The sequence below is a fragment of the Aeromonas sp. Y311-2 genome (assembly GCF_027706025.1).
Classification (GTDB): domain Bacteria; phylum Pseudomonadota; class Gammaproteobacteria; order Enterobacterales; family Aeromonadaceae; genus Aeromonas; species Aeromonas veronii.
In genome coordinates this window covers 1-20,782 of the sequence record NZ_JAPDCL010000029.1, presented here as the reverse complement: position 1 = coordinate 20,782, position 20,782 = coordinate 1, and the positions used below count along the sequence as shown (strand labels likewise).

The window sequence follows — 20,782 nt, the reverse complement described above, 5'->3', positions numbered from 1 at the left end:
TGGTCAGCTTGGGGGGACCCATTTCCCACTCAAGCTCAATTACACCGAAAGCTGGCGGCTGGTCATGACCGAGCCGTGCCGATTGAGGGAGGTCATCCTCTTCACCAATCTGGGCAATGCCTCTTACACCATTGAATAACTCGTTTGGAGAGTGACATGACAGAAAAAATCAGACTGGCACTGTGGTGCACATGGTTATCGCTGTTTGCTTTACCGACCTGGGCGGCGCCCCAGTTCACTGTGCCAACGGTCACTAAACGGGTACCGGCCAACGTTGAGGGCACCCTCAATTTCGCCAGCATGCAGTTTTGGATAGAGACCTCGAAAGGGGAACGCATCATGTTGATGCCGCTGGATGAAGATGAGCCAAGGCTCATCCCCAGTGTCAGCCAGCCGGTTTCACTGAACGGCATGATGCTGACCTACTCGGATGGTAGCCGTTACTTCGAACCCTCCTTTGCACCCTCGTCAGCCGCATCAAGTACCGCGTCATTTACCATCGTGAAAAATGACGATTACAACATCGAGATCCGGTATGGGGGTGAGGTACTGCTGCGCACCGATGAATATGACGCCATCACGCTCACGCACCGATTGCCGCTGGCCAATGGGCAGGCGGTCTTGTTTGAGCTGCACAGTGGCGGTGTGGCATGCCCGGTACTCTATCAGTTCGCGGTCGCTCAGACGGGGGCGCTGACCATGCTTTCACAGCCCTTTGGTACCTGCAGCGACGAAGGCAAGCTGACCCCCGCCCCCAACGGTTTCACCCTCGACCTGCCCGGCAATCCTCGTCAGCGCTGGGTATGGGATGCCAACAGCTTAACGCTGCGCAAGCAGTCCTGACCACCAGCCTCCACACATTCACCACCATCAGGGCACCTTCGGGTGCCCTCTGTTTTATGCCGCATTTTATTTAAGGAACGGTTCATGCCATTACCACAACCGGGGGACCACCTCGTTTCACCCCGCACCGGTTACCAGCACCACGGTATCTATCTGGGAGACCATCAGGTTATCCACTACCAGGGGGTCAGTGCCGGAATACATTCCGGTCAGATAGCTATCACCACGCTTGCCGAGTTTAGCCAAGGGCGGGGTTATCGCATCCAGCACCATAGCGCACGAGCGTTCAACCGGGAGGAGAGTATCGACCGCGCTTACTCCCGTCTTGGAGAGGCGCACTACAGCACGCTCTTTAACAACTGCGAGCACTTCGTGCTCTGGTGTATCGAGGGCTTTCACTACAGCAAGCAGATTAACCAGCTGATTGCCACGGGGTGTATCGCACATCAGGCGCTTCACTCTGTGGCTCGGCAGCCTACCCTTGCGGCCCTGCCTTGCATGGCCACCAGCACGGCACTGAATCCATCAGCAACGACTGTGGTGACCGCTGCAGTCGGTGCGTTGCTGGGGAGTTCGGCCACCTCGCTGGCGGCGCCCTTGGCTGCCACCTACAGCCTCTACCGCGCCTGGCGCTGGTTCAGGGATTAACGCGTCTCACATTCGATACGAAAGGACACACCAAGATGACCATGCCATTTCACTTGGCAGGGATGGCCCTGCCGATTTCGCCCGAGCTGCCTGACTTACTGCGCAAAGTCGTGCGGGAACAACAGTTCGACCTCACCGACCTCTCGACCCTGACCTTCAACTTTCGCAGCCCCGGCTACAGTGCCGAGACGGGTGGCGTCCATCCGGTAGAGCTGCGGCTTATTCGGGGATTGCACGGCTGGGTCTTCGATTACATCACCGACTTCAGTTATCAGGGACTGGGCCAGGATGCCGAGCTCTGCAAGGAGCTCGACTTCAACCTCTCTTGCGACGAGCACTATCTGCAGGGCTGGAGACCACTGCCCTGCGTGGAAGCGCGGGAACTGTTCGCCCTGTGGCAGAGCAATTTCATTAGCTACGCCCAGTTGGGATATTTCACCGTCACGGTCAGCGGGGAGTAGGAGGTGTGTGATGACTAACGAACTGCCGCTCTCCCACACCTCGCGCCAGTGGCTGGGACTGGTCGCCGCCAAGGCCAAGATACAACCGCGCCACCGTGGCCAGCGCTGGTTACTACACATCACTCCTGATAGCCCCCATGCCCGCACCGTTACGCTGCACCTGCGCTGGTCTGGGGTGCAGTGGCAACTGCTCTCCCTCACCAATGCCGAGGATTGGCGCACGATGAGCCAGCCGATAGATGAAATTTGCGTGGACCCCACTCGTCACTGTTTTTGGCGCAGCCAGGCAGGACCGGTTTCTCTCACCGAGCAACCCCGTGTGTTGGCAAGTTTCCTGGCTGACCTGCAGCGTACCTGCACTAATCACGGTTATCGCGTGGAGAGTGACCCCTTACCGCAAGAGGAGACACACGATGTCCAAACAACCGATAGCCGTTGAGCTGGAAGCCATCAATCGAGAGGGGGAAACTCAGGTGGTGCGCGGCAGTAGCCTGGCGGTTCAGGGCTACAGCGTCTACCTGCGAGCGATGGAGGCCAGCGGTCTTGCCCTGGCGACCTGGGTAGCTGACTACGACACCATTGGTCCCGCCTATGAACTAGCGGAACGGCTGAGTATTGCACTCGCTATCCCGCTCAACGTACTGGTCCCCGGAGCGCTGATGCCGGTGAAGCGTGCCCCTACAGCCGGAGCAGGAGCAGACGCCGCCACCAAGGCCAACTGAACACCCCTCAAAGTGAACCAACAACCGCTCTACCTTTAACCCCGACATGCTTCATGCGTGTCGGGGTTTTGTTTATTTGGAGAATTCCACTATGCGTTACCACAAGCTGAAAGCCGGGGAATGCCCCGGCACCTATGTCGTCACCGAACCCGTGACCGAGCAAGACCTGTTGCGTATCGCCAATCAGATTGCTCGCAAGCGTCTTGCCAAAGGCTCCGCCATCACCAGTACCACAGAGGCCGCTGAGCGGCTGCAGACCCTGCTGCAGGACCGGGAGCACGAAGTGTTTGGTGCACTGTTCCTCGACTCCCAACATCGTGTACTGGCCTTTGAGGAGCTGTTTCGCGGCACCTTGGACAGCGCCAGTATCTACCCACGGGAAGTGGTCAAGCGGGCCATACTGCTCAACAGTGGGGCCATCATCGCGGTGCACAATCACCCCAGCGGTGACCCGGAACCCAGTCAATCTGACAGGGTCTTTACCCAGGCCCTCAAAGAAGCCTTGGCGCTGGTCGATGTGCGATTGCTTGACCATCTGGTGGTCGGTGCTGAGGGCTTAGTCTCGATGGCCGAAAGAGGTCAGCTATGAACCAGACCCCAGGCAAAACCCACCTCACCGCCCTCGATATCCTCATCGAGTTGCGCTGTTGGCTGGCAGACAACGTCGAGATGCAGACCGAGCCCGCCATCGTGGCTCACCTGCCTAACGGCTCCCTGCTCACCCAGGCCGATAGTATCGAGGCTATTGATGCGCTGCTGCATCAGCTGCGCCATTAGTCCGTTCCAAAAGAGAAATGAGCGATGCGATTACCTAACCCCTATTCCCTTGAGGAAACCCTGAGCAAGCTGCGCCATCGTCTGGCTACTGCCTGCAACGAGGAGGCGCTGGCATTACTGGAAAAAGCCGTCACCAAGGCGCGTGATGACGAGGGTTATGCCAGGCAGCTTGAAGAGGCCTTGCTGCGGGGATCCACCATCGAGATCCGCGAATGCCTCAGCTGCTTTGGCGACTACTTCGAGTGCTCCCGAGACGCACCGCCCTATTACCTGCATCACGATGCCGTCAACGGCATTGATTGTGCGCTCTACGCCATCCTGTTTGATGCGGCTTACCCAGACGCAGAGCAGGCGCACGAATAACGCCAGCATCCCCAAACCCGGATCATCCGCGCCAACACCATGATCCGGATATTCCGATCCCCCCAGCAAGGCCACCTCACTACAGGTGGCCTTGTTCATTTCAAGGAGTCACTCAATGTCTGCCTTCATGATTGACCGCAAGGATTACCTAGCCTTTGCCGTGCAGCTACATCGCTTTTGCAATGCCCCCATGCCACCGCACTACACCCTGGAGCTACTGCGCACCCTCTGGTGGCAGCCGCCAGCAGACACGACCAGCACCTGGACGTGGCGGGTTGACCGGCTGGTACGGTTGATGATGCTCGCCAATCGCCGTGCTGTTTGGCATCGCTATCAGCTTGGGCGTCAGCAGGGCCACAAGGAACCACATCAGCACCGCTCGAACAAGCTGGGGCCGCTTAAACCTGCCCATCGTTACCACCAGGCACCACTCACCGATGCCGAACTGGTAGCCCTCTACAAATTCACCTGCTGCGCCCTGTACCAGTCGAGCGAATGGAGCGGGAGTCCTGAGCAGGCCCCACGGCTGGTGAAGGTAATACAGCAGTTGCAGCAGGCGCTGGCGCAAGACGTGCTGACCCGGCTGTCACTGTGGGAGCAAGCACCCTGGGGAGAGATGTGATGGATCTCTACATCACCCTGACAGTGGCAAGCTCGCCACCGAGTTCAATGGCCCACCTAGCCCAACGTGTCGCCGATGACATGGCACACCTGCATCACCGTCTAGGGGATGGGGTGAGCGATGAACTGGGCATCAGTATCAGCTATCTGGTCGAACAGTTTGCGCTGCTGGCAGCTGCTTACCGTTCACCGGAGGAAAAGGAGAAACACCCATGATCGAATTCAACGACAGCTTTAGCCAGGCCTCCGTAGCGGAGGCCATGTGTGCTCACTCAGGGCTTGCCAAGCTCATCAGTCAGCAGTTGATGCTGCCGGGCTTTGCCTATGCCCACGATGTGGAGGGGCGACGTATTGGTGGCCCGCTGGTGGCCCCCAACCCTGTGTTGCACAAGACCACGCTCTTTGTCAGTCCACGGGATATGCGTGAGCACCTGCCACGAGAGATTAACTTCGCCCGCTTTCGCTGCGCCTGTAATGCAGCGGGTCAGCCGGTCGGTGAGTGGCAACGGGTAATTGTCGGGGCCTACGTCAACCACGGTAGTAATGACAAGCCGGATTGGAGTAGTCACACCTGAGCCACGGCCACCAGCACACACCCATGCTCCCATACAGCCCCTCACTCCGAGGGGCTGTTTGCATTTGAAGGAAGCCCAACCATGCACGACCTGCGTGATTACAAGACCCTGACCGCTCGGCAGATCACCACTGCCATCGGTCAGCTCAACCACAACACCGCGCCGAAGATAATGACCCACCTGGGATTGCGGGCCAGGCAGCCGCAACCACTCGGTAATGGCCGTAGTAGAGCCAAAGCCCTCAAACTGCTGCGCCGGGTCAAGAAAGCCCGCAAGGCGGGGCGTATCCCGTTCGAGCTCACCGTAACGGGTTGCCGCATCGACCGGGGCAGCCATCAGGCTGACCGTTACTACTACGACCGCACGCTACTGGCTCAAGGTTGGCAGCAATACGATACCGAGGATGACGCGTGGTATTTCGGCATCTGGATTAACACCGAGAAGCTGGAGACCTTTACCTACGCCGAAGGGGATACCAGCCATGTGATTGCGCCAAACGTCGAGGCGTTTCGTGCCGAGCTGGCGCGGCTCTACCAGTACTACCCACAAGCCCCGGCGTTTATCAGCATCGACCCGAAGGCGGGCGTTGTGACCCACCACTTTGAAGCCAAACCGGAGGTGTGACATGGCGAAAAACATCACCATCCGGGTGCCAGGCAAACATCCGCAAACCGGCGAGCTCACCACCTTCGAACTCAAGGGCCAGCGCATGGATATCGACATCGGTGGCCAAGCCGTGCCCTTCCTCATTCACGGGAGGGGCATCGGCACCTCACTCACCCATATCCCGAGTGGCTATCGCATAGCCCTGCTCGGCGGCTGGCTCACCGCGCGTTACGCCATACCTGAGAATAAGCCCAGCAGAACAGCCTGTGCCCAGATGGCCATAGACCGGCTCGTGGCTCAATACGGCTCGCTGCACCTGCTGGACCGACTCAACTGCAAGCCGGTTATCAATGAGACAGCTGACTGCGCTCGTTGACGCCCCTGAATCTCGCTCATCCACAAACAGCATAAAGGGCCAGCCCTCACAGGCTGGCCCTTGGCATGATTGGAGTCACCGAACATGACCCGTCTTATCACCGGGCTCGAGGTGCATCGCTATGCCCCCGAGCTTAACAAACTGCATCTGCGCAACCGGCAGACGTTACCCGTTCCCGGCATCACCACCATCAAAGAGGCCAAAGCCCGTCTGTTTGGCCGCTGGCAGCCGGGGCATCAGGTGACCATCACCGTGAGCCATCCCAACTACATCAATCTCTCCCGGCTTTACCGGGGACGACTAGCCAGCCTGACCGACCTCCCTGGACACCTGACCAGACTACGCCAGCGCCACAACGTGCCTGGCACCCGCATCGACATTCAACTGAGGTATCGCTAATGATGACCACAACCCATCCCACATGCTCTGCTACACAGCAACCTGAGGCCCCAGCTCTCACACCGCTCCCCAGCATTTGCTGGGGTCTGCCGCGTGATATCTCGCCACGCTTTGGTGCTCGTCTGATACAGAGTCGCTACCGGCTCGATATTCTATCCGATCGGGCCAGTCTGATAGGTGAATGGAGTGAGGCGCAGATAGCCAAGCTCGACCTGGCTTTCCCGGAGATCATCAAAGCTCTGGAAGCCAAGCTGCTGACCGGCGAACTGGATGCCCAACGTCAGCACTGCATCACTATCCAGCACAGCTGCTTTACCTGCGAAGCCGATACCCTTGGCAGTCACGGCTATGTCTACATCGCGATTTATCACGCAATAAGTGCGGACATCACGCACTGCGCCAAGGCGTGATCGCATTCCCACTGGTGGCCACATTAACACCGTGGTTATGATTCACTTCTGACTCACCCAACTAAGAGAACTGCTGATCACCTATTACCACATGCCTCTGACTAACTACGCCAAGAAAACTCTGACAGCTTGAACACAACCAACTAACCCAGCGTTTTCCCCTTCACTAAATACCTCTCCAACCCTGCCGCACCCCACGCGGTGGGGCGATGGCGTATGTAGCACCATCATGTTGCATCACAAACTGATCGCCGGGGAGCACCCCGGCACCTATCTCCTCACCGCTCTGGTTAACGAAGATGAGCTGTTGACGATCGCCAGCCAGACTGATCTCCAGACATAGGCAAAGAGTACGGTTATTATCGATGAATATTTGTTACAGTAGGAATTGTAAGTGCGATAGAGGTCATAACCCTTCTTCGCCTTCATTACGGATTAAACATATTAAAGTATAAGTCAATATCAAAGGGATATAAAATGGGCAACACTAATAAAATTGACATGCTAAACCAAAAATTTCCTATGGTCGGTTTATCTGCTGATTGGATATTCCAGACATGGTTAATAAATGGAAGTATAAACAATGGGACCGTTATCTTTGAAAATGAGGACAGAGAATGCTATGAAGTTATTGATTTCTATTATAAAAACGAAGACCGCCATGAAAGCATATTATATTCAGGGGGGTTAACAGATGTTATAAATTATTCCATCCACATCCTAAAAATTTCTTTCTAAAAACAACATGTTTTTTCATACAGATGGAATTTTCAAAGATATTATAAATGCGTAACCATTACAATAAATTCACAATAAATTCCAAGTTGCTATCAATCTTCCAAATTAATCGTGCGAAAACATGGCGAAAGCAACGATGTAAAGCCCCCAATATACATCAAGCTGGGCGAATACCTACCAGCTTAGCTCAGATAGATAATTTAACACTCGGTAGTAAGCAAGTCATAGCGATGTTGTACCAAGAAAGCCTTCATAAGGTCATGGCACCGACGCCATGTATCATAAGGAACCGATTGAACAGCCTTCTCCGGCATACATCCGATGCTACCAGCCCCCGCCATGAGCCTTACACAAGGCTTTTTATCGACAAGAGCCACGCTTTGGCTTCCCGTTCACGCATCTTCCTGGTATCTTTGTTAGCTGATCAAAAACACAGTATTAGACCATGAACACCGTTTTATCACCGATCCCAATTATCGATTTATTTGCTGGTCCAGGAGGACTAGGCGAAGGATTCTCTTCACTTAACGAAGGTTCTTCCTTCCAGATTATGGTCTCTGCAGAGAAGGATCCTGTTGCTCACCAGACTCTAAGACTCAGGGCTTACTATCGATTACTCAAAAGCAATTTTCCTGATGGACTATCAGATTACTATCAGTTTTGCAATGGGAAATCACCTAATCCTTTCACTGAGAGAACCTATGAGTATTGGGAGCGAGCAAATCATGAAGCGATGTGTATTGCTATCGGTAGTGATAAGGGGAATGCAGCCCTTGACTCTGCAATTACAACTGCATTAGGCAATAAGGATTTACCATGGGTTCTCATTGGCGGACCTCCATGTCAAGCATATTCTCTTGCTGGGCGCTCGAGAAATAAAGGTAACTCTAACTATATACCCGAAGATGATTCTAGGCACTTCCTATACTTGGAGTATTTAAGAATCATAAAAAATAATAAACCAGATATTTTTGTCATGGAGAACGTGAAGGGTATTCTTTCATCAAAAATAAATGGCGGTTTAATTTTTCATCAAATTCTAAGAGATCTTGCAAATCCTAGCATGGCATTGGATAAAAAAGATAATGGCTTACGATATAATATCGTATCTCTTGTCAATGATGAAATATTCATGGATGGTGATGATCCACAAAAAATAGATGCAACTAATTTCATTATTCGCTCCGAAGACTATGGAATACCTCAGGCTCGTCATAGAGTAATTCTACTCGGTATCAGAGACGATCGTTTCAGCCATAATTTACCTAAGCTAAACAAAGAGAGTCGGATTACAGTTAATAATGCTATTGGTAATCTGCCTCCATTACGCAGTAAATTAAGTCGAGAAGAGGACTCTGCTGCTGCATGGGAACAAAAAATCCGAGAAGGATTAAAACTGCTTGCAAACAATGCAATTAAAGAGTCCAAACTCACTTCAGAGCTGATAGATAATATTCGTAAAACAGCTGATTTTCTTCAGAACGTTGATACAGGCTCTCTCCAATATCCAAGAGAGAAAAATGAAGGTACCACTGGTATTAGTGAACTTGACAAATGGTTCAATGATGACCGACTTAAAGTTTGGCTGAACCACGAAACCAGAGGTCATAGAATTGATGATTTGATTCGATACGGATTTGCTGCATGTTTTGCTAAAATAGAAGGAAGATCGCCAAAGGGGCACAAAGAATTTTGTCTTGACTCCTTAGCTCCAGCGCACAAGAATTGGGAAAGTGGGCATTTTTCGGATCGGTTCCGAGTTCAACTTTCTAATGCACCTTCTACAACAATTACAAGTCATATATCTAAAGATGGGCATTACTTCATTCATCCTGATCCGACACAGTGTCGCAGCCTCACAGTAAGAGAAGCTGCTCGTTTGCAAACCTTTCCTGATAATTATTTTTTCCAAGGTGGACGAACTCAGCAATATCATCAAGTGGGTAATGCAGTGCCGCCCCTATTAGCAAACAAAATAGCTCGTTTGGTGTTAGACATTTTGCAAAAATCTTCTACTTATAGAAGCTGATATCTTAGATGTCTTATCTGTGTCAGAAGTATATAAGAAACCATAACACTATGGCTTGGTAAGCCCAAGCCATAGTGTAAGGATTAATACGATAAATTTAATTAACCTATGCGATGTTAAATATTAGGAGCAATTTAATTCTGGAATATCTACTCTTGGCTGAGAAAATGGACGAGAGAACATAATCTCCCTACATTCAGGCCGCTTCGCCCACTCTGAAATCATTCGCCCGTTTGCAGTCGCATGAAGCTGTGCATTCACCTCGTCTGACCATATTTCAATCTGCTCGAGAAGTTGCGGCGATACAGTCTGGGTGGACCAAATACGCTCCAGACTCAGACGCTCACCAAGCTTCAGGGACACAAGAGAGACTGTATATGCAATCACGTTCGCTTGGAATGCTGCAAAGCGTGGGCGTATTCTACGCTGCGCTTCCTTGAATAAAATGACTTGAGCAATGATGCTCTTATACTCAGCAACATCAGTCAGCCCCCTAGCCTCGCCAGCTGCATTAATAATATCCATGAACGCTTTGAAGTTCTTTTGGCCTCCTAGACTCACCAAGTCTGGTCGCTGCATCCAAGCACTTTGATATTTTGCAAGATCCGTTTTAGTAATCTTGCGAGTTGATGGTATACCTTCCTGTATACGCTTGATACCAGCTGGTGTTTTACCTTCACGTTCAAGCATCACTTTGTAGCTGCCTGTGGCCCGCTCGTAGAACCACCGACTAACGCCATCAGGGCAATATGTAGCCATAGCTAGTTTTTCGAGCTCTACGTGATAAGGCATATTTGCAGACAAATCAGACAGTTGAACTTTATTCTGACTATTGGCATAGCGTGATATATCTGAAATCAGACGTTCTTCCTGCTCTGAACCTACATTTTTCAACACGATGATTTTAGCGGGAACTCTGACCTGAGAGAGATTAATATCTGGAAATTTTTTCTTCGTGAAGAACATCGATGCTGTCGTCTGACCACCATTCACGATCTGCATGCCTTTAAGCCCGAAAATACCGAGGCTGCCATCCTCGGTACGTCCCAAGCTGGCCTCATCAGCAATAATGACAACCCCATTGTTGTAGGCCATAAACCGTTCAGGCTGCTTGCGTAAAGTCTCTGCAATCCCTTTATTGACCCCGCCAACTTGGCTCAGAAACGAACGGACATTGGCTTCAAGAATACGTGCACCATATTTTTCATACAAAAATCGTAGGGCTTCACCGGGAATAGCTGTCATTGCATAATCATATTCCCCCATCTGGTCCGGAACCCAGATACAGGGCAGAGGGCCGCCAGATATATCTTGGAAATTGACAATGAGTTCATCTCGTGGACGCCCCTCCTGCCAGTGATTAAACAAACGCTGGATATCCATAACTTCAAGCTTTACAACCTTACCGGATATTGTACGCGGTTGATATGTACGAACTTTTGCACGCCTGTCGGTCAAAACAAAGACTCGGATCTGCTCAAGGTCAGGATAAACCTGCTTAATTGTGAGCACTAGGGCATATGCCGGATGGGACTCGTCCATTTCCTTGGCTAGTTTGCCCTCCACACACATCGAAAGAAAGCGCAGGCATTGTTCGGCTGCTTTCTGTGCTTCGGCATTAGGAATGTCGACAATTTCATCTAGGCCTTCGTAGTCGCTCACATACAGATCTAGCTGTTCATTGTCTTCAGAAACAGCGAAACCACTCAACCTCACATTTCCTGAACCTAATCCACTTCCAACTCTGGCATCGTATGCACACACTTCAGGATCAAAAGTCATCCCGATATCGGCCATATGTCTTGTAACGATCTCAGTAAAAAGTAGCTCCGGGAATGCTGCTTCTCCGCCCTCAATCCCTCTTTCGACAGTTTCATCACGAACCTGTTGTTGCGTTTGACGCAAAAAATCAACCAATTCCATTCAATTCATCCCAATCATTTCAATTGCTGCGTCAGCTAGGCACTCTTTAGCATCAATCGCATCCAGCTCTATCTCATACTTTGCACGGACCACACCAACCGGAACATTCCCGCCAGTAAGCCTCGGAAAAGTTTCATCGATAAGCATGTAACGTGTACTCACTTCGACAAACTGTCTTGTATACAAATCGGCGTGCGCATCGAGGTACCCCGCATGCAGTAAGGCAAAACCGAAAACAACTGCTGTGGCCTCATCCATCTGCTCTTTTAACGATGCAATACGAACAGGTAGAGAAACCCCTGACGGATCAACTGAAAATCGGCAAGCACAAAGAAACAGAGGTTTGCGAACACTGTCATCTAACTGCTCAAGCGACAGAATAGAGGCGGAAAATCCGTCTTTTGCCAATGTGCTTTTGACTTCAATAGCCCCATGTCCAAGCTGAAAATCTTGCAAGCCATCCATCGGGCCAGTCCAGCCTTCCACAACACTTTCAGCCGAGCAGCCTGCAGCTAGCAATGTGGACATGCACTGTAATTCACCAACTAGACCCAACTCCGCTTCGGGGCCGAGCATGGTAGCTCCTTTCTTCATGAAGCTCATCCACGCACGCAAACGCTTCATGAATATATTCAATAGTTGGCGCCCATCTAGAATTGAGCTACCCAACAAAACTGCAACAAGATCTGTCACGACCGTTGCAAACAGATCAAGGTTTCCTCCTGGCTGGCGTACCAATGCCAACCACTCTTCATTATTATTCCCTAGCTTAATTTTTTTGACCGTGAATCCAGTGGCCGCAGGTAGTCCATGTAATGAACCAATATATCCATTGCCAAACCGGACTAACAAACCTTCCTCATTCCCAGGAAAACAACGACCAGCTCGCAAAGTACACACACCTTCCGGCACAAGCAAAATCGTTCTCCATACGTCCTCGTTCGACACACCTGATAACGCGCGCCATGTCCCGAGGATGTCTTCCTTACTCAGCAGATCCAAATTCTTGCTCCCAGAAAATATGTCCGACCTTGTAGTCGACCTTTATCCCACTGTTGTTGCTGGGAAAACTGATCCCGAATGCCACGACAGGCTCATGACCCTCAGGTAAACCTGCATCCACTGGATTCAGCAAATAAATCAGCAATAATCCCGTTTCTGGGGAGGCAGGAATTCTCTCTGCACCGAATCCACGTATCTTTCTCAGGGCTGGCCCATTTGGAGTCACAGGTTCCTTCTTGCCATCCGGTCTGGCGGGGTCGGCATGCCAGAGTCTTTTCGTTTCATCGAGCGCAGCAAGCCAAGCAACTTCGTCAAGATCCAGCGCCTCATCTCGCGGAGACAGCAGTCGACCAATTGCGTAGCGACCGGCGGCCTGCTGTCGATTAGCCCGTTGGGTTAGCGGTACAACAAGGTCTTCGATCTGCCAAGCGCCCTTGTCAATGCTTCCGCCAACTACAGCCACGTTCCAGTTCAGCAGATAACCATCAAGCGCCATTGAGTCGATGAACTCACACAGCATCTGGCTGTTCACCTTGTACGCGCTAGGGTGAGTTGTATAACCGGCAAGAAACGACGTCACCTCAGCATGGGATACATTTGACCAATACGCTCCGGTCCAGCGATCGCGTCCATCCCCACGTTTCCTCTCCGGTATGGTTGAAGGCTTTCCGATCACAGAAACAAAACTATGGAACGAATCGAAGTTTGCACGAACAATCGCAGACTCTTTGTGCATTGACACTGTTTCGACCACATGCCCACTAAAGGAAAGTCGCAATGTCTTGGCGGATCGCATTTTCAAGGGAGAAGTCACCATCAGTACAGGATGCGATACGACCTTGAGACCGTAATCACGTGGTGTCCCACCACTGGCAACCATCATGTCGAATTCTTCACGCAGCTCTTCTGAGGCATCGGCAATATGCTCAAACCACTCGACCAGATCCGCTGTCGTATAGAGACGGCAAAGATCAAGGTAACCAGGCCGATAACCAAACCACCTTCCCATTTGCATCAAAGTGTCATACATTTTTGATGCACGCAGGAAATAGCTTACACATAGCCCCTCCAAGGTGAGCCCCCGCGCGAGCTTATCACCACCAATAGCAATAACCTTGAGCCCCTTGCCAGAATCAGCGTAATCCAGTGCATCCTTGGCCGTACCATTGATCATCCGCACAGAAAGTTCCGAAACAATATCCGGTATTTGCTCAACAACTTGTTCCCACGAAAAATCGTACCGGCTGACCATATCAGGTATTTGTGCATGCAATTCGGTGGAAACAGGCAAGAAGTCCTTATGCCAGAGTTCGGCAAGGCGCCCCAAAAATCCTTCATGTCCTATTTGTCGCTCTACTCGTTGCAACTGCTGTCGAATATACTGATCTACTACAGCATGTACCGCCGCCTGAGTCTGATTAAATCTTGTTACGTGAATAAGCATTGAGCTATGGGAATCTCCCTGTCCCCGCAGTTTTCTCAATGCACACGTAAGTACAAATGAATCTATCGCCTTTACCAATGACTCGGGCATACCAAATTCATTGTCGATCTTGGGATTGTGTCCATTCTTGTGAGATATCGGCATCCAGCCGGCCTTGCCATCGTCAGAACAGTGGTCATCAACCTTGCGTACAAGAGGCAATGCATCCGCACGAGTTCCACCGTTGTTGATACCAAACAGGCGAGTTGGCCCGACGTAACTGGATGGTGCGCCGAGATTGACAATGAATGCGGCCGGAAAGAGATCTGGCCCTTCTTTCGGGGTGGCATTTCGCTCATGAATGAAAATGTTCGCAAACGGCGTAGCTGTATAGCCAACATAGGCCTTACGCTGGAAAGCGTGCAATATCTTACGAATAAGTCCATTAATGGCTTTAGGCTGATGCTCCTCGTCAGGCAGTCCATTCTCGCCAAAAATTTGTTCACCCGTATCAACAGAAGCATTGTCTGCCTCATCATCGATGACCAGCAAGGGAAGATGTGTCACGATCTTGCGACCGGACTCTGCCTCGACGGTGTTGGCTACATGATTGACGATCCACTTGTGCAGACGTTCAAGGACTTTCTTATTCTTCTTGACAACAAACAACCACGGTCGCTCTTCCGGAGAAATCCCGAGATTCTTCGCGGCGGCCATGCTGAAGTCACCTTTTTCGGAACGTGTTGTTGCGTAGTGCGGGCGAATCGCAGGATCCCGGTCAATCAGACCGACACCGATCGGCCGGGGTTCGTTACTGGAAGAGTGTGTCTCATATCCCAGAAACCCCTCATCAAGACGCATCTGAGTTTGAGAGCGCAAATTGTTGTGCATTCCAGCCAGAACAATGATGACCTTGTAACCAGCATCGGCCGCCTTGCAGATTAACCCGGTATAGTTGCCCGTTTTTCCTGATTGCACATGACCGACTACGAGACCTCGGCGATCCCAAGCACCTTCGCGGCAAGGGTCCTCCAGCATTGACAACACCTGATCGGATGTTTCATCCAGATTGGCAACCGCATTTGCTGATAGTCGTGTCTCCTGCATTTCACGATAACGCTGCCAGTAACGCCATTCCTTCTTACGTTGTGCGGTCAGCCAAGCAACGTGATCCGACTCATCACCGAGCATGCCCCCCGTCCCAACCCATTCGCTATGGCGGCGGATCAGCTCGTTAATAACGGACTCACGATCCAGATCTTCAGTCCAACGAGGATTCAGCGCGAGCACGAGGTTTATTTTTTCAGAGATCAAACTGTGAGGAATAGACTGAGCATCCTCTGCCAGCAGCAATTCCTGAACGATTTTGACCACACTGATCTTGTTTGCTTCACCTATTAAAGACACACGGCATTCCTTGTTTATAGCTGTTCAGGCAAGCTGGCAACTAGCTCTGGATATTGATTGAACGGCTCGCTTCTCGATAGCCGTTCGCGCGCCATGCTCGAGGACATACCTTTCACGCCTACCATATTTCGATAAAGCACCTCGAGCACCGATTTCACTTCTGCGGGTGGCTCCCCGGCAAAGCCGGTGCACGGAGCCTCTTTATTCTCGGCGGTGTCCAGCCAGATTCGCTGGACTGGAACTGTTTCTTCCAAGACGCGCAGCATGGCCTTTATCTGAGGCAGCAAAACACCGGCATCATCCAATACCGAACGGACCACCGGATGGTCCGTATCAATCCGGTAACGCATACCGCCAGCAAAGTGCTCTGCTTTCCAAGATTGTGCAACCTCACCCCCCCCAGGCATTTTCGGTGCGACTCCGCGATGCACGAATGCTTTGCGGGCTCTGGAACGTGTATCTTCGGCATATCCAATCAACCAGCTTCGCAATGCAACGGGGGGCCTAGCCGTAGACTTGCGAATATCGATTTTCCAGTCGGCATCAGCTGTGTTAGGAATATCAAGGCGAATACGCGCCAGACGGTGGGCCTCGTCTTTTGTCCACGATCGCCCTTGGCCAAGCCCCAGCCAGCTGCCTGCAACCAGAAGACGCTCATTGCGATAGACATAGAACCCTTGCTGCGCCGTCCAGCCGTCAGGTCCTTCTGCAGTCTCGAACTCGGACGGTGATAACTTATCCTTATGCGGTAACACATTGCATTGCAGCTTGACTGCTGCATTTCCTGGCGGTGATACGGAAGGTGATTGCCATGGTTTGCCAGGATGCCCCACAAGGAACGGGTCCCATGGTTTCACCGGCTGACCATTGATACGCAACAACAAACGTCGGGGATGCTCCAGATAACGATGAAAAACCATGCCAAGGTGCCGGTCTACCGCATCGATCAGATCCAGAAACTCTTGCTCTCCAACTCCTTTAGTCACAATGCGATCCATCGCCTCCCACAGAACGAGAGTCCCCCGCCCAGCGTTCTTGAGAGGAGCCAAATATCCTTCTGAACCTTCAGCTGGACCTTCAAGCAAGTACCAACCATCATTCTTTCCAGCGGCAAGCACATCTAGATCCCAGCGCAGGCATTGCAAACCATCCGGCCCACAAGCAGCCACGGTCAGGCAACGGCACTGTGAAAACGAGGCAGTCTTCAAGCCGAGGCCGAAACGCCCTAGGTCATCTGCACTGCGCTCATCGAGAGGGCTCCTCTCCCCAAGCCGCATTGCTTTGTCGATTTCAGCTGCGCTCATACCGCGGCCATCGTCCTGAATTTCAATCCGGCTCTGCTCATTGTTCCAAACAAAGCGCAAGTCAACTGTTGCGGCACCAGCTGCAATGCTGTTATCGATGATGTCTGCCAGCGCGGTCGCAGTGTTGTAACCTAACCCGCGCAAGGCTTCGATCATTGCGGCTGCACGAGGTGGGGCATGTCGCATATTCTGTACTTTCATATTCATCGGCCTTCATCAATATCATCATGCAGATCGTTTTCATCCCAAAACATAGCCAGCACCATACGTCGATTCGGATGGCGCAGTTTGCGCAGGGCCTTGGCTTCGATCTGGCGAATCCGTTCCCGTGTGACATCGAACATTATGCCGACCTGTTCCAGGGTGAAGTCATCCCCTAACCCTATGCCAAAGCGATATTTGATAATCTGATGTTCACGCTCTGACAACTCGGATAGAGCAGCTCTGATTGCATTCGCTAGTTCGTCATTTTCTACACAATGGAAACCATCAGACTCGTTCCCAGCGAGTAATTCCGGACTGTCAATTTCATCAAAGCCACTAAGGAAAATTACTTCACGATCGGCAACTTGTTTTACCTTGCAAACTTCATTGACGCTCATATCGAGCGACACAGCTAACTCGCTATCGCTTACACCACCAAGGGATTTTCCCTCCAGCTCACGAATACCGCGTTGCACTTTGTTGATTTTTTCCACTAAATGAACCGGCACCCGCACCAAACGAAGCTGATCAGCAATGCAGCGGGTAATGGCCTGACGAATCCACCAAGTAGCATAAGTAGAAAATTTAAAGCCAAGTTGAACTTCAAATTTCTCGGCAGCTTTCATCAGGCCGATATTGCCCTCTTGGATCAGGTCTTCTAGGTATATGCCGCTATTGCTATATTTGCTGGCAATGCTCATGACCAGTCGCAGATTGGCATTAACTAGGTCATGGCGGGCTTTCTCGAAAATCCGAATATGCTCTAACGCCAGCTCAGGCTGGAGCTCCGGATCAAACAGATGCAATTTCTTGATCAAACCGGCCAGTAACGATGCGGAAGGGCGAGGGATCATTTCATCGGTCTTACCAGAAATGTCTCCAGCACGTAAAATATTCACATAATCTTCAAAGCTTCCGGAAAAACGACCTTCTTCATCAGTTATCTCGATCTGCTCCAGATCTACGGCTTCATCCTCATCTAGCTCATCAACACTAACCTCTTGTTGCGGCTGCACATCCTCAAAACAGTCCACCCAAGCGCTATCGGGCAAGGCAGCCAGATACCGTGCAAGAGCCTTGATGGCGGAGTCCATACGGGTCCCAAGCAATATTTCCCCATCTTTGGAAATCAAGCCGACTGCACGTGCATCCTGCGAATACGTTCTCAGAGTGCTTGAATTGAATGTATGCACCTCTGACAATGATTCACTTAGGTACGCCTCCAACCTCTCGAATGCCTCATCCAGCAGAACCGCAAGCTCCTCATTCACCACACCTTCCGCTGTGAAACTCTCCTGATTGGCTTCTTCAACCTTGATACCATAATCTTCAAGTATCTGAAGAGTAGCGGGAAGTAATGCATCAGCAGCAGGGCCCGCATCAAGCTGGCAAGCCTCAGCGACCTTGTCAAAAGTGACCCACCCACGTTGAAAACCCTCGACAAAGAGTGCTCTCAGAAACTCCTGCTCCTCGGAGCCCCGGATGACTGCAGGTTTCACCTCTGGCAGCTCAAGCTCCACATCCTCCCAAGATTCGTCAGTATTCAAAGCACGGTGTCTGGATATACGACGATGGGTTTGCGTCACGGAAATCAGAAGGGACACATCTGATTTTGGCGTTACCACTTCCTCCTCTGCCTTCCAGCCAGAATCATCATCTTCATGTAAATGAGCTGAGTCATTTTCCTCCTCCAGCTCAGTAACAGGAACATCTGAAAAAGGAAGGTGCAAAAGAACAAAATCATGTGGCCCGGCTTGTGCAATATCATCAAACTGCGCACTTGTATCTGCATCAACCCATGCAGAATCTTCCGAAGGGGGGAAATCAATTAGACCATCAGATGCTTCATTCCAACTGGAATTAACTCTCTGTTGTTCTATACCAATCACATCTGGCTGGCTCAGTAATACATCCGGAACGATCGGCGTAACCCCCTTACCAGGATTATCTGATAAGGCAATCCACTGACTGGAATCACCTTCTATATCTTCATCCCCTGAATCTCCATAATCAGATGGACCTGTATCCGCTGAAGAAACACCAGAACTTCCGGCAGAAAATACATCTTGGTGAGTCTGAGATACGGCTTGGACGGCCATGAAATAACCCAAAGATGTGGACTCTGCAGCTCTTTCATCCCCTAGAACTACAGCTTTATCATCACCAACTATTTCATGCAGATGAATGTCTTCAGGCGTCACTACAACTTCAAATAACGAAGAACCAGCTGGTTCATCTTGAGCGCGATGCAGCATGCATCCGAGCACGTCATAACCCATCTCCGCAGCTATGCTAGATGCTGTTTTACCTTCATTGCTAACCAGTGCTGGATTGGCCCCCGCATCAAGCAACAGCTCGCACAACTCTTGGCTTCCTTTTTCCGCAGCGAGCATCAACGGTGTCCTCCCCCGATCATCTCTAGCATCAAGCATGGAGCGGTTACGTATCTGTAGTTCCACTGCAGCCTTGGCACCGGATTTGATTGCAAAACGCAACATCGCACTGATTCTGGGGGGTGATTGATTTTCAAGCATGATAAAGCTACTCGGCGGGAGTGAATCTAGTAGCCAGCACCGAACTAACTACTTCATGTTGGGCATCTGATTGCCTATGACCGACTGTCACTCTGAACTATGTGCTGGTCTGATATACAGTCTGTGGGATCGTGCATCGGTAAAAGCTAAGTCCAATTGCAACATGGTTACAGCCTATTTTATTTATCAAAGCCCATGATAACAGACTCAATGTAAACACATTCTGTTTACCTAGCCTTTTTCTCACGATTTGGTCTGTGATGAATGTGCCTAAAAGGCCTTTTGTGATCTGAAATGTCGGTCACAAATGCAATAATTTAATCAAAAATTCGATTAGAGGTCATTGATTTAGAACATTATTTCTAACACTACTGACAGAAAAGTTAATTTGTAGGTCAGTGCGATGCTTAGTGCCATGAACCACTAACAAACGAATGTCGACGTTGCTTCTCAAATCGATGTAGCTTGAATGGAACTAACAACGTGGCATCTGCATTACTGATTCTTTTGTTATCTATTGGCACTATGGTACGCCATCACTGGCATGCGGGACTTGCGCTGGTTCAAAGGTGGTGCGCTATAATGACTGTATATAAATACAGGTGCTGTTGCCATGAAGCTGTTAACCTCAGACCCATCACCCGCCGAGGTGACCATCCCGTTGTTCTTGCACCGCGCCTCTTGTGGCTTTCCCAGCCCTGCCAGCGACTATCTGGAAGGGAAGTTGGACCTCAACACCCACTGCGTGTCGCACCCTGCTGCAACCTTCTATCTGCGTGCCGAGGGGGAGAGCATGACCGGGGTCGGCATCTTTCCCGGTGACTTGCTGGTAGTCGATAAGAGCCTCACCCCGCGCCATGGTGATGTGGTGATTGCACTACTCGATGGCGGCTTCACGGTAAAGACCTTGCAGCTCAAGCCGAGGTTGCGGCTGTTGCCAGCCAATCCGGCGTTCGCGCCTATCGACCCTTGTATGAGCCTCTCTTTGGAGTTGTTCGGAGTGGTCACCCATGTGATTGGCAATCTGAGGCAGCGTGATGGCTATAGCGCTCGTTGATGTAAACAACTTCTACGCCAGCTGTGAGCGGCTGTTTCGCCCTGAGCTGCGTGGCCGCCCGATCGTGGTGCTCTCCAACAACGATGGATGCGTGGTGTCGCGCAGCCCCGAAGCCAAGGCGATGGGTATCAAGATGGCCGGGCCCTACTTCAAGATCCGCGAGCAGTTCGAGGCGCATGGCGGTGTGGCATTCAGCTCCAACTACGCGCTCTACGGCGATATGTCTGGCAGGGTGATGAGCACGTTGGAGACCATGGCCCCCGAGCTTGAGGTCTACTCCATCGATAAGAGTAAGTTGTATAGTGCGGACGCCTAAGCTATTGAGTTCTATCTATGGACATTGTTAAGCGTCCCAGGGGC

At 51.2% G+C, this 20,782-nt stretch carries 22 protein-coding genes and 1 pseudogene; 18 read left to right on the top strand and 5 right to left on the bottom strand.

Annotation, left to right across the window (positions count from 1 at the left end; all coding sequences use genetic code 11):
- The first annotated feature begins 156 nt into the window (after positions 1–156).
- The 16 genes from OKC42_RS20165 (at position 157) to OKC42_RS20090 (ending at position 9,568) form a co-directional block, all read left to right on the top strand.
- Positions 157–843 carry a hypothetical protein gene (locus tag OKC42_RS20165; RefSeq protein WP_234923786.1) on the top strand — a complete coding sequence of 229 codons (687 nt, stop codon included), beginning with the start codon at positions 157–159 and terminating at the stop codon, positions 841–843.
- An 84-nt stretch (positions 844–927) separates the two neighbouring features.
- Complete coding sequence (locus OKC42_RS20160) at positions 928–1,491, top strand: lecithin retinol acyltransferase family protein (RefSeq protein ID WP_201983868.1); 564 nt, start codon at positions 928–930, stop codon at positions 1,489–1,491.
- A gap of 35 nt (positions 1,492–1,526) precedes the next feature.
- The gene (locus OKC42_RS20155; protein WP_270820755.1) at positions 1,527–1,952 is read left to right on the top strand and encodes a DUF2787 family protein; all 426 of its coding nucleotides are present in this window, start codon (positions 1,527–1,529) and stop codon (positions 1,950–1,952) included.
- A gap of 10 nt (positions 1,953–1,962) precedes the next feature.
- Complete coding sequence (locus OKC42_RS20150) at positions 1,963–2,391, top strand: hypothetical protein (protein ID WP_049636782.1); 429 nt, start codon at positions 1,963–1,965, stop codon at positions 2,389–2,391.
- On the top strand, positions 2,366–2,674 hold the full coding sequence (locus tag OKC42_RS20145; RefSeq protein ID WP_201983870.1) for a hypothetical protein: 309 nt from the start codon (positions 2,366–2,368) through the stop codon (positions 2,672–2,674). Before OKC42_RS20150 ends, OKC42_RS20145 begins: the two co-directional genes overlap by 26 nt.
- Before the next feature lie 91 nt (positions 2,675–2,765).
- Positions 2,766–3,263 (top strand): RadC family protein, encoded by a 498-nt coding sequence (gene radC, locus OKC42_RS20140; protein WP_042045083.1) that lies wholly within the window; start codon positions 2,766–2,768, stop codon positions 3,261–3,263.
- Positions 3,260–3,451, top strand: a complete 192-nt coding sequence (locus OKC42_RS20135) for a hypothetical protein (protein WP_077098430.1) — start codon at positions 3,260–3,262, stop codon at positions 3,449–3,451. The genes radC and OKC42_RS20135 overlap by 4 nt, the downstream gene beginning before the upstream one ends.
- A 24-nt stretch (positions 3,452–3,475) precedes the next feature.
- Entirely contained in the window at positions 3,476–3,814 is a 339-nt protein-coding gene (locus tag OKC42_RS20130) for a hypothetical protein (protein ID WP_174218935.1), read from the top strand.
- A 115-nt stretch (positions 3,815–3,929) separates the two neighbouring features.
- A complete protein-coding gene (locus tag OKC42_RS20125; RefSeq protein WP_077098445.1) occupies positions 3,930–4,436 on the top strand; it encodes a hypothetical protein in 507 nt (168 codons plus the stop codon).
- On the top strand, positions 4,436–4,651 hold the full coding sequence (locus OKC42_RS20120) for a hypothetical protein (protein WP_029303599.1): 216 nt from the start codon (positions 4,436–4,438) through the stop codon (positions 4,649–4,651). The genes OKC42_RS20125 and OKC42_RS20120 overlap by 1 nt, the downstream gene beginning before the upstream one ends.
- A complete protein-coding gene (locus OKC42_RS20115; protein ID WP_043170869.1) occupies positions 4,648–5,010 on the top strand; it encodes a hypothetical protein in 363 nt (120 codons plus the stop codon). The genes OKC42_RS20120 and OKC42_RS20115 overlap by 4 nt, the downstream gene beginning before the upstream one ends.
- 81 nt (positions 5,011–5,091) lie before the next feature.
- On the top strand, positions 5,092–5,634 hold the full coding sequence (locus tag OKC42_RS20110) for a hypothetical protein (RefSeq protein ID WP_052815461.1): 543 nt from the start codon (positions 5,092–5,094) through the stop codon (positions 5,632–5,634).
- A 1-nt stretch (position 5,635) separates the two neighbouring features.
- Positions 5,636–5,992, top strand: a complete 357-nt coding sequence (locus OKC42_RS20105) for a hypothetical protein (RefSeq protein WP_052815462.1) — start codon at positions 5,636–5,638, stop codon at positions 5,990–5,992.
- A gap of 84 nt (positions 5,993–6,076) precedes the next feature.
- Positions 6,077–6,391 carry a hypothetical protein gene (locus OKC42_RS20100; RefSeq protein WP_042054105.1) on the top strand — a complete coding sequence of 105 codons (315 nt, stop codon included), beginning with the start codon at positions 6,077–6,079 and terminating at the stop codon, positions 6,389–6,391.
- On the top strand, positions 6,391–6,801 hold the full coding sequence (locus tag OKC42_RS20095) for a type IV toxin-antitoxin system YeeU family antitoxin (RefSeq protein WP_311731931.1): 411 nt from the start codon (positions 6,391–6,393) through the stop codon (positions 6,799–6,801). The genes OKC42_RS20100 and OKC42_RS20095 overlap by 1 nt, the downstream gene beginning before the upstream one ends.
- Positions 6,802–7,984: 1,183 nt before the next feature.
- Positions 7,985–9,568 (top strand): DNA cytosine methyltransferase, encoded by a 1,584-nt coding sequence (locus OKC42_RS20090; protein ID WP_074042606.1) that lies wholly within the window; start codon positions 7,985–7,987, stop codon positions 9,566–9,568.
- Positions 9,569–9,691: 123 nt separating this feature from the next.
- Here the strand turns inward: OKC42_RS20090 and mzaE are convergent, their stop codons facing one another.
- From mzaE to OKC42_RS20065, 5 genes are read right to left on the bottom strand one after another with little or no spacing between them, the layout of a single operon-like run.
- Positions 9,692–11,491: an MZA anti-phage system associated AIPR family protein MzaE gene (gene mzaE, locus OKC42_RS20085; RefSeq protein WP_042054101.1), complete on the bottom strand. Its 1,800-nt coding sequence runs from the start codon at positions 11,489–11,491 to the stop codon at positions 9,692–9,694.
- Positions 11,492–12,493: an MZA anti-phage system associated PD-(D/E)XK motif protein MzaD gene (gene mzaD / locus OKC42_RS20080; RefSeq protein ID WP_042054099.1), complete on the bottom strand. Its 1,002-nt coding sequence runs from the start codon at positions 12,491–12,493 to the stop codon at positions 11,492–11,494.
- Positions 12,477–15,323: an MZA anti-phage system associated Z1 domain-containing protein MzaC gene (gene mzaC, locus OKC42_RS20075; protein ID WP_202904335.1), complete on the bottom strand. Its 2,847-nt coding sequence runs from the start codon at positions 15,321–15,323 to the stop codon at positions 12,477–12,479. Before mzaC ends, mzaD begins: the two co-directional genes overlap by 17 nt.
- Positions 15,324–15,337: 14 nt before the next feature.
- The gene (mzaB, locus tag OKC42_RS20070; RefSeq protein WP_052815108.1) at positions 15,338–16,834 is read right to left on the bottom strand and encodes an MZA anti-phage system associated ATPase MzaB; all 1,497 of its coding nucleotides are present in this window, start codon (positions 16,832–16,834) and stop codon (positions 15,338–15,340) included.
- On the bottom strand, positions 16,831–19,365 hold the full coding sequence (locus tag OKC42_RS20065; protein ID WP_080989897.1) for a sigma-70 family RNA polymerase sigma factor: 2,535 nt from the start codon (positions 19,363–19,365) through the stop codon (positions 16,831–16,833). Before OKC42_RS20065 ends, mzaB begins: the two co-directional genes overlap by 4 nt.
- A 613-nt stretch (positions 19,366–19,978) precedes the next feature.
- Here OKC42_RS20065 and OKC42_RS20060 point away from each other — a divergent pair.
- Both OKC42_RS20060 and OKC42_RS20055 read left to right on the top strand, forming a co-directional pair.
- Positions 19,979–20,422, top strand: coding sequence for a LexA family protein (locus OKC42_RS20060; protein WP_042054095.1), 444 nt, complete (start codon positions 19,979–19,981; stop codon positions 20,420–20,422).
- Positions 20,403–20,720, top strand: a pseudogene (locus OKC42_RS20055) (Y-family DNA polymerase); the annotation flags it as partial. The gene OKC42_RS20060 and the pseudogene OKC42_RS20055, both read left to right, overlap by 20 nt.
- Positions 20,721–20,782 lie beyond the last annotated feature (62 nt).

Coding starts and splice junctions, on each gene's coding strand:
- OKC42_RS20130 (WP_174218935.1), top strand. CDS start 3,476: ATGCGATTACCTAACCCCTATTCCCTTGAGGAAACCCTGAGCAAGCTG.
- OKC42_RS20090 (WP_074042606.1), top strand. CDS start 7,985: ATGAACACCGTTTTATCACCGATCCCAATTATCGATTTATTTGCTGGT.
- OKC42_RS20160 (WP_201983868.1), top strand. CDS start 928: ATGCCATTACCACAACCGGGGGACCACCTCGTTTCACCCCGCACCGGT.
- OKC42_RS20165 (WP_234923786.1), top strand. CDS start 157: ATGACAGAAAAAATCAGACTGGCACTGTGGTGCACATGGTTATCGCTG.
- OKC42_RS20060 (WP_042054095.1), top strand. CDS start 19,979: ATGAAGCTGTTAACCTCAGACCCATCACCCGCCGAGGTGACCATCCCG.
- OKC42_RS20125 (WP_077098445.1), top strand. CDS start 3,930: ATGTCTGCCTTCATGATTGACCGCAAGGATTACCTAGCCTTTGCCGTG.
- OKC42_RS20150 (WP_049636782.1), top strand. CDS start 1,963: ATGACTAACGAACTGCCGCTCTCCCACACCTCGCGCCAGTGGCTGGGA.
- OKC42_RS20115 (WP_043170869.1), top strand. CDS start 4,648: ATGATCGAATTCAACGACAGCTTTAGCCAGGCCTCCGTAGCGGAGGCC.
- OKC42_RS20095 (WP_311731931.1), top strand. CDS start 6,391: ATGATGACCACAACCCATCCCACATGCTCTGCTACACAGCAACCTGAG.
- OKC42_RS20110 (WP_052815461.1), top strand. CDS start 5,092: ATGCACGACCTGCGTGATTACAAGACCCTGACCGCTCGGCAGATCACC.
- OKC42_RS20145 (WP_201983870.1), top strand. CDS start 2,366: ATGTCCAAACAACCGATAGCCGTTGAGCTGGAAGCCATCAATCGAGAG.
- OKC42_RS20105 (WP_052815462.1), top strand. CDS start 5,636: ATGGCGAAAAACATCACCATCCGGGTGCCAGGCAAACATCCGCAAACC.
- mzaB (WP_052815108.1), bottom strand. CDS start 16,834: ATGAATATGAAAGTACAGAATATGCGACATGCCCCACCTCGTGCAGCC.
- OKC42_RS20120 (WP_029303599.1), top strand. CDS start 4,436: ATGGATCTCTACATCACCCTGACAGTGGCAAGCTCGCCACCGAGTTCA.
- OKC42_RS20135 (WP_077098430.1), top strand. CDS start 3,260: ATGAACCAGACCCCAGGCAAAACCCACCTCACCGCCCTCGATATCCTC.
- OKC42_RS20155 (WP_270820755.1), top strand. CDS start 1,527: ATGACCATGCCATTTCACTTGGCAGGGATGGCCCTGCCGATTTCGCCC.
- OKC42_RS20100 (WP_042054105.1), top strand. CDS start 6,077: ATGACCCGTCTTATCACCGGGCTCGAGGTGCATCGCTATGCCCCCGAG.
- mzaE (WP_042054101.1), bottom strand. CDS start 11,491: ATGGAATTGGTTGATTTTTTGCGTCAAACGCAACAACAGGTTCGTGAT.
- OKC42_RS20065 (WP_080989897.1), bottom strand. CDS start 19,365: ATGCTTGAAAATCAATCACCCCCCAGAATCAGTGCGATGTTGCGTTTT.
- radC (WP_042045083.1), top strand. CDS start 2,766: ATGCGTTACCACAAGCTGAAAGCCGGGGAATGCCCCGGCACCTATGTC.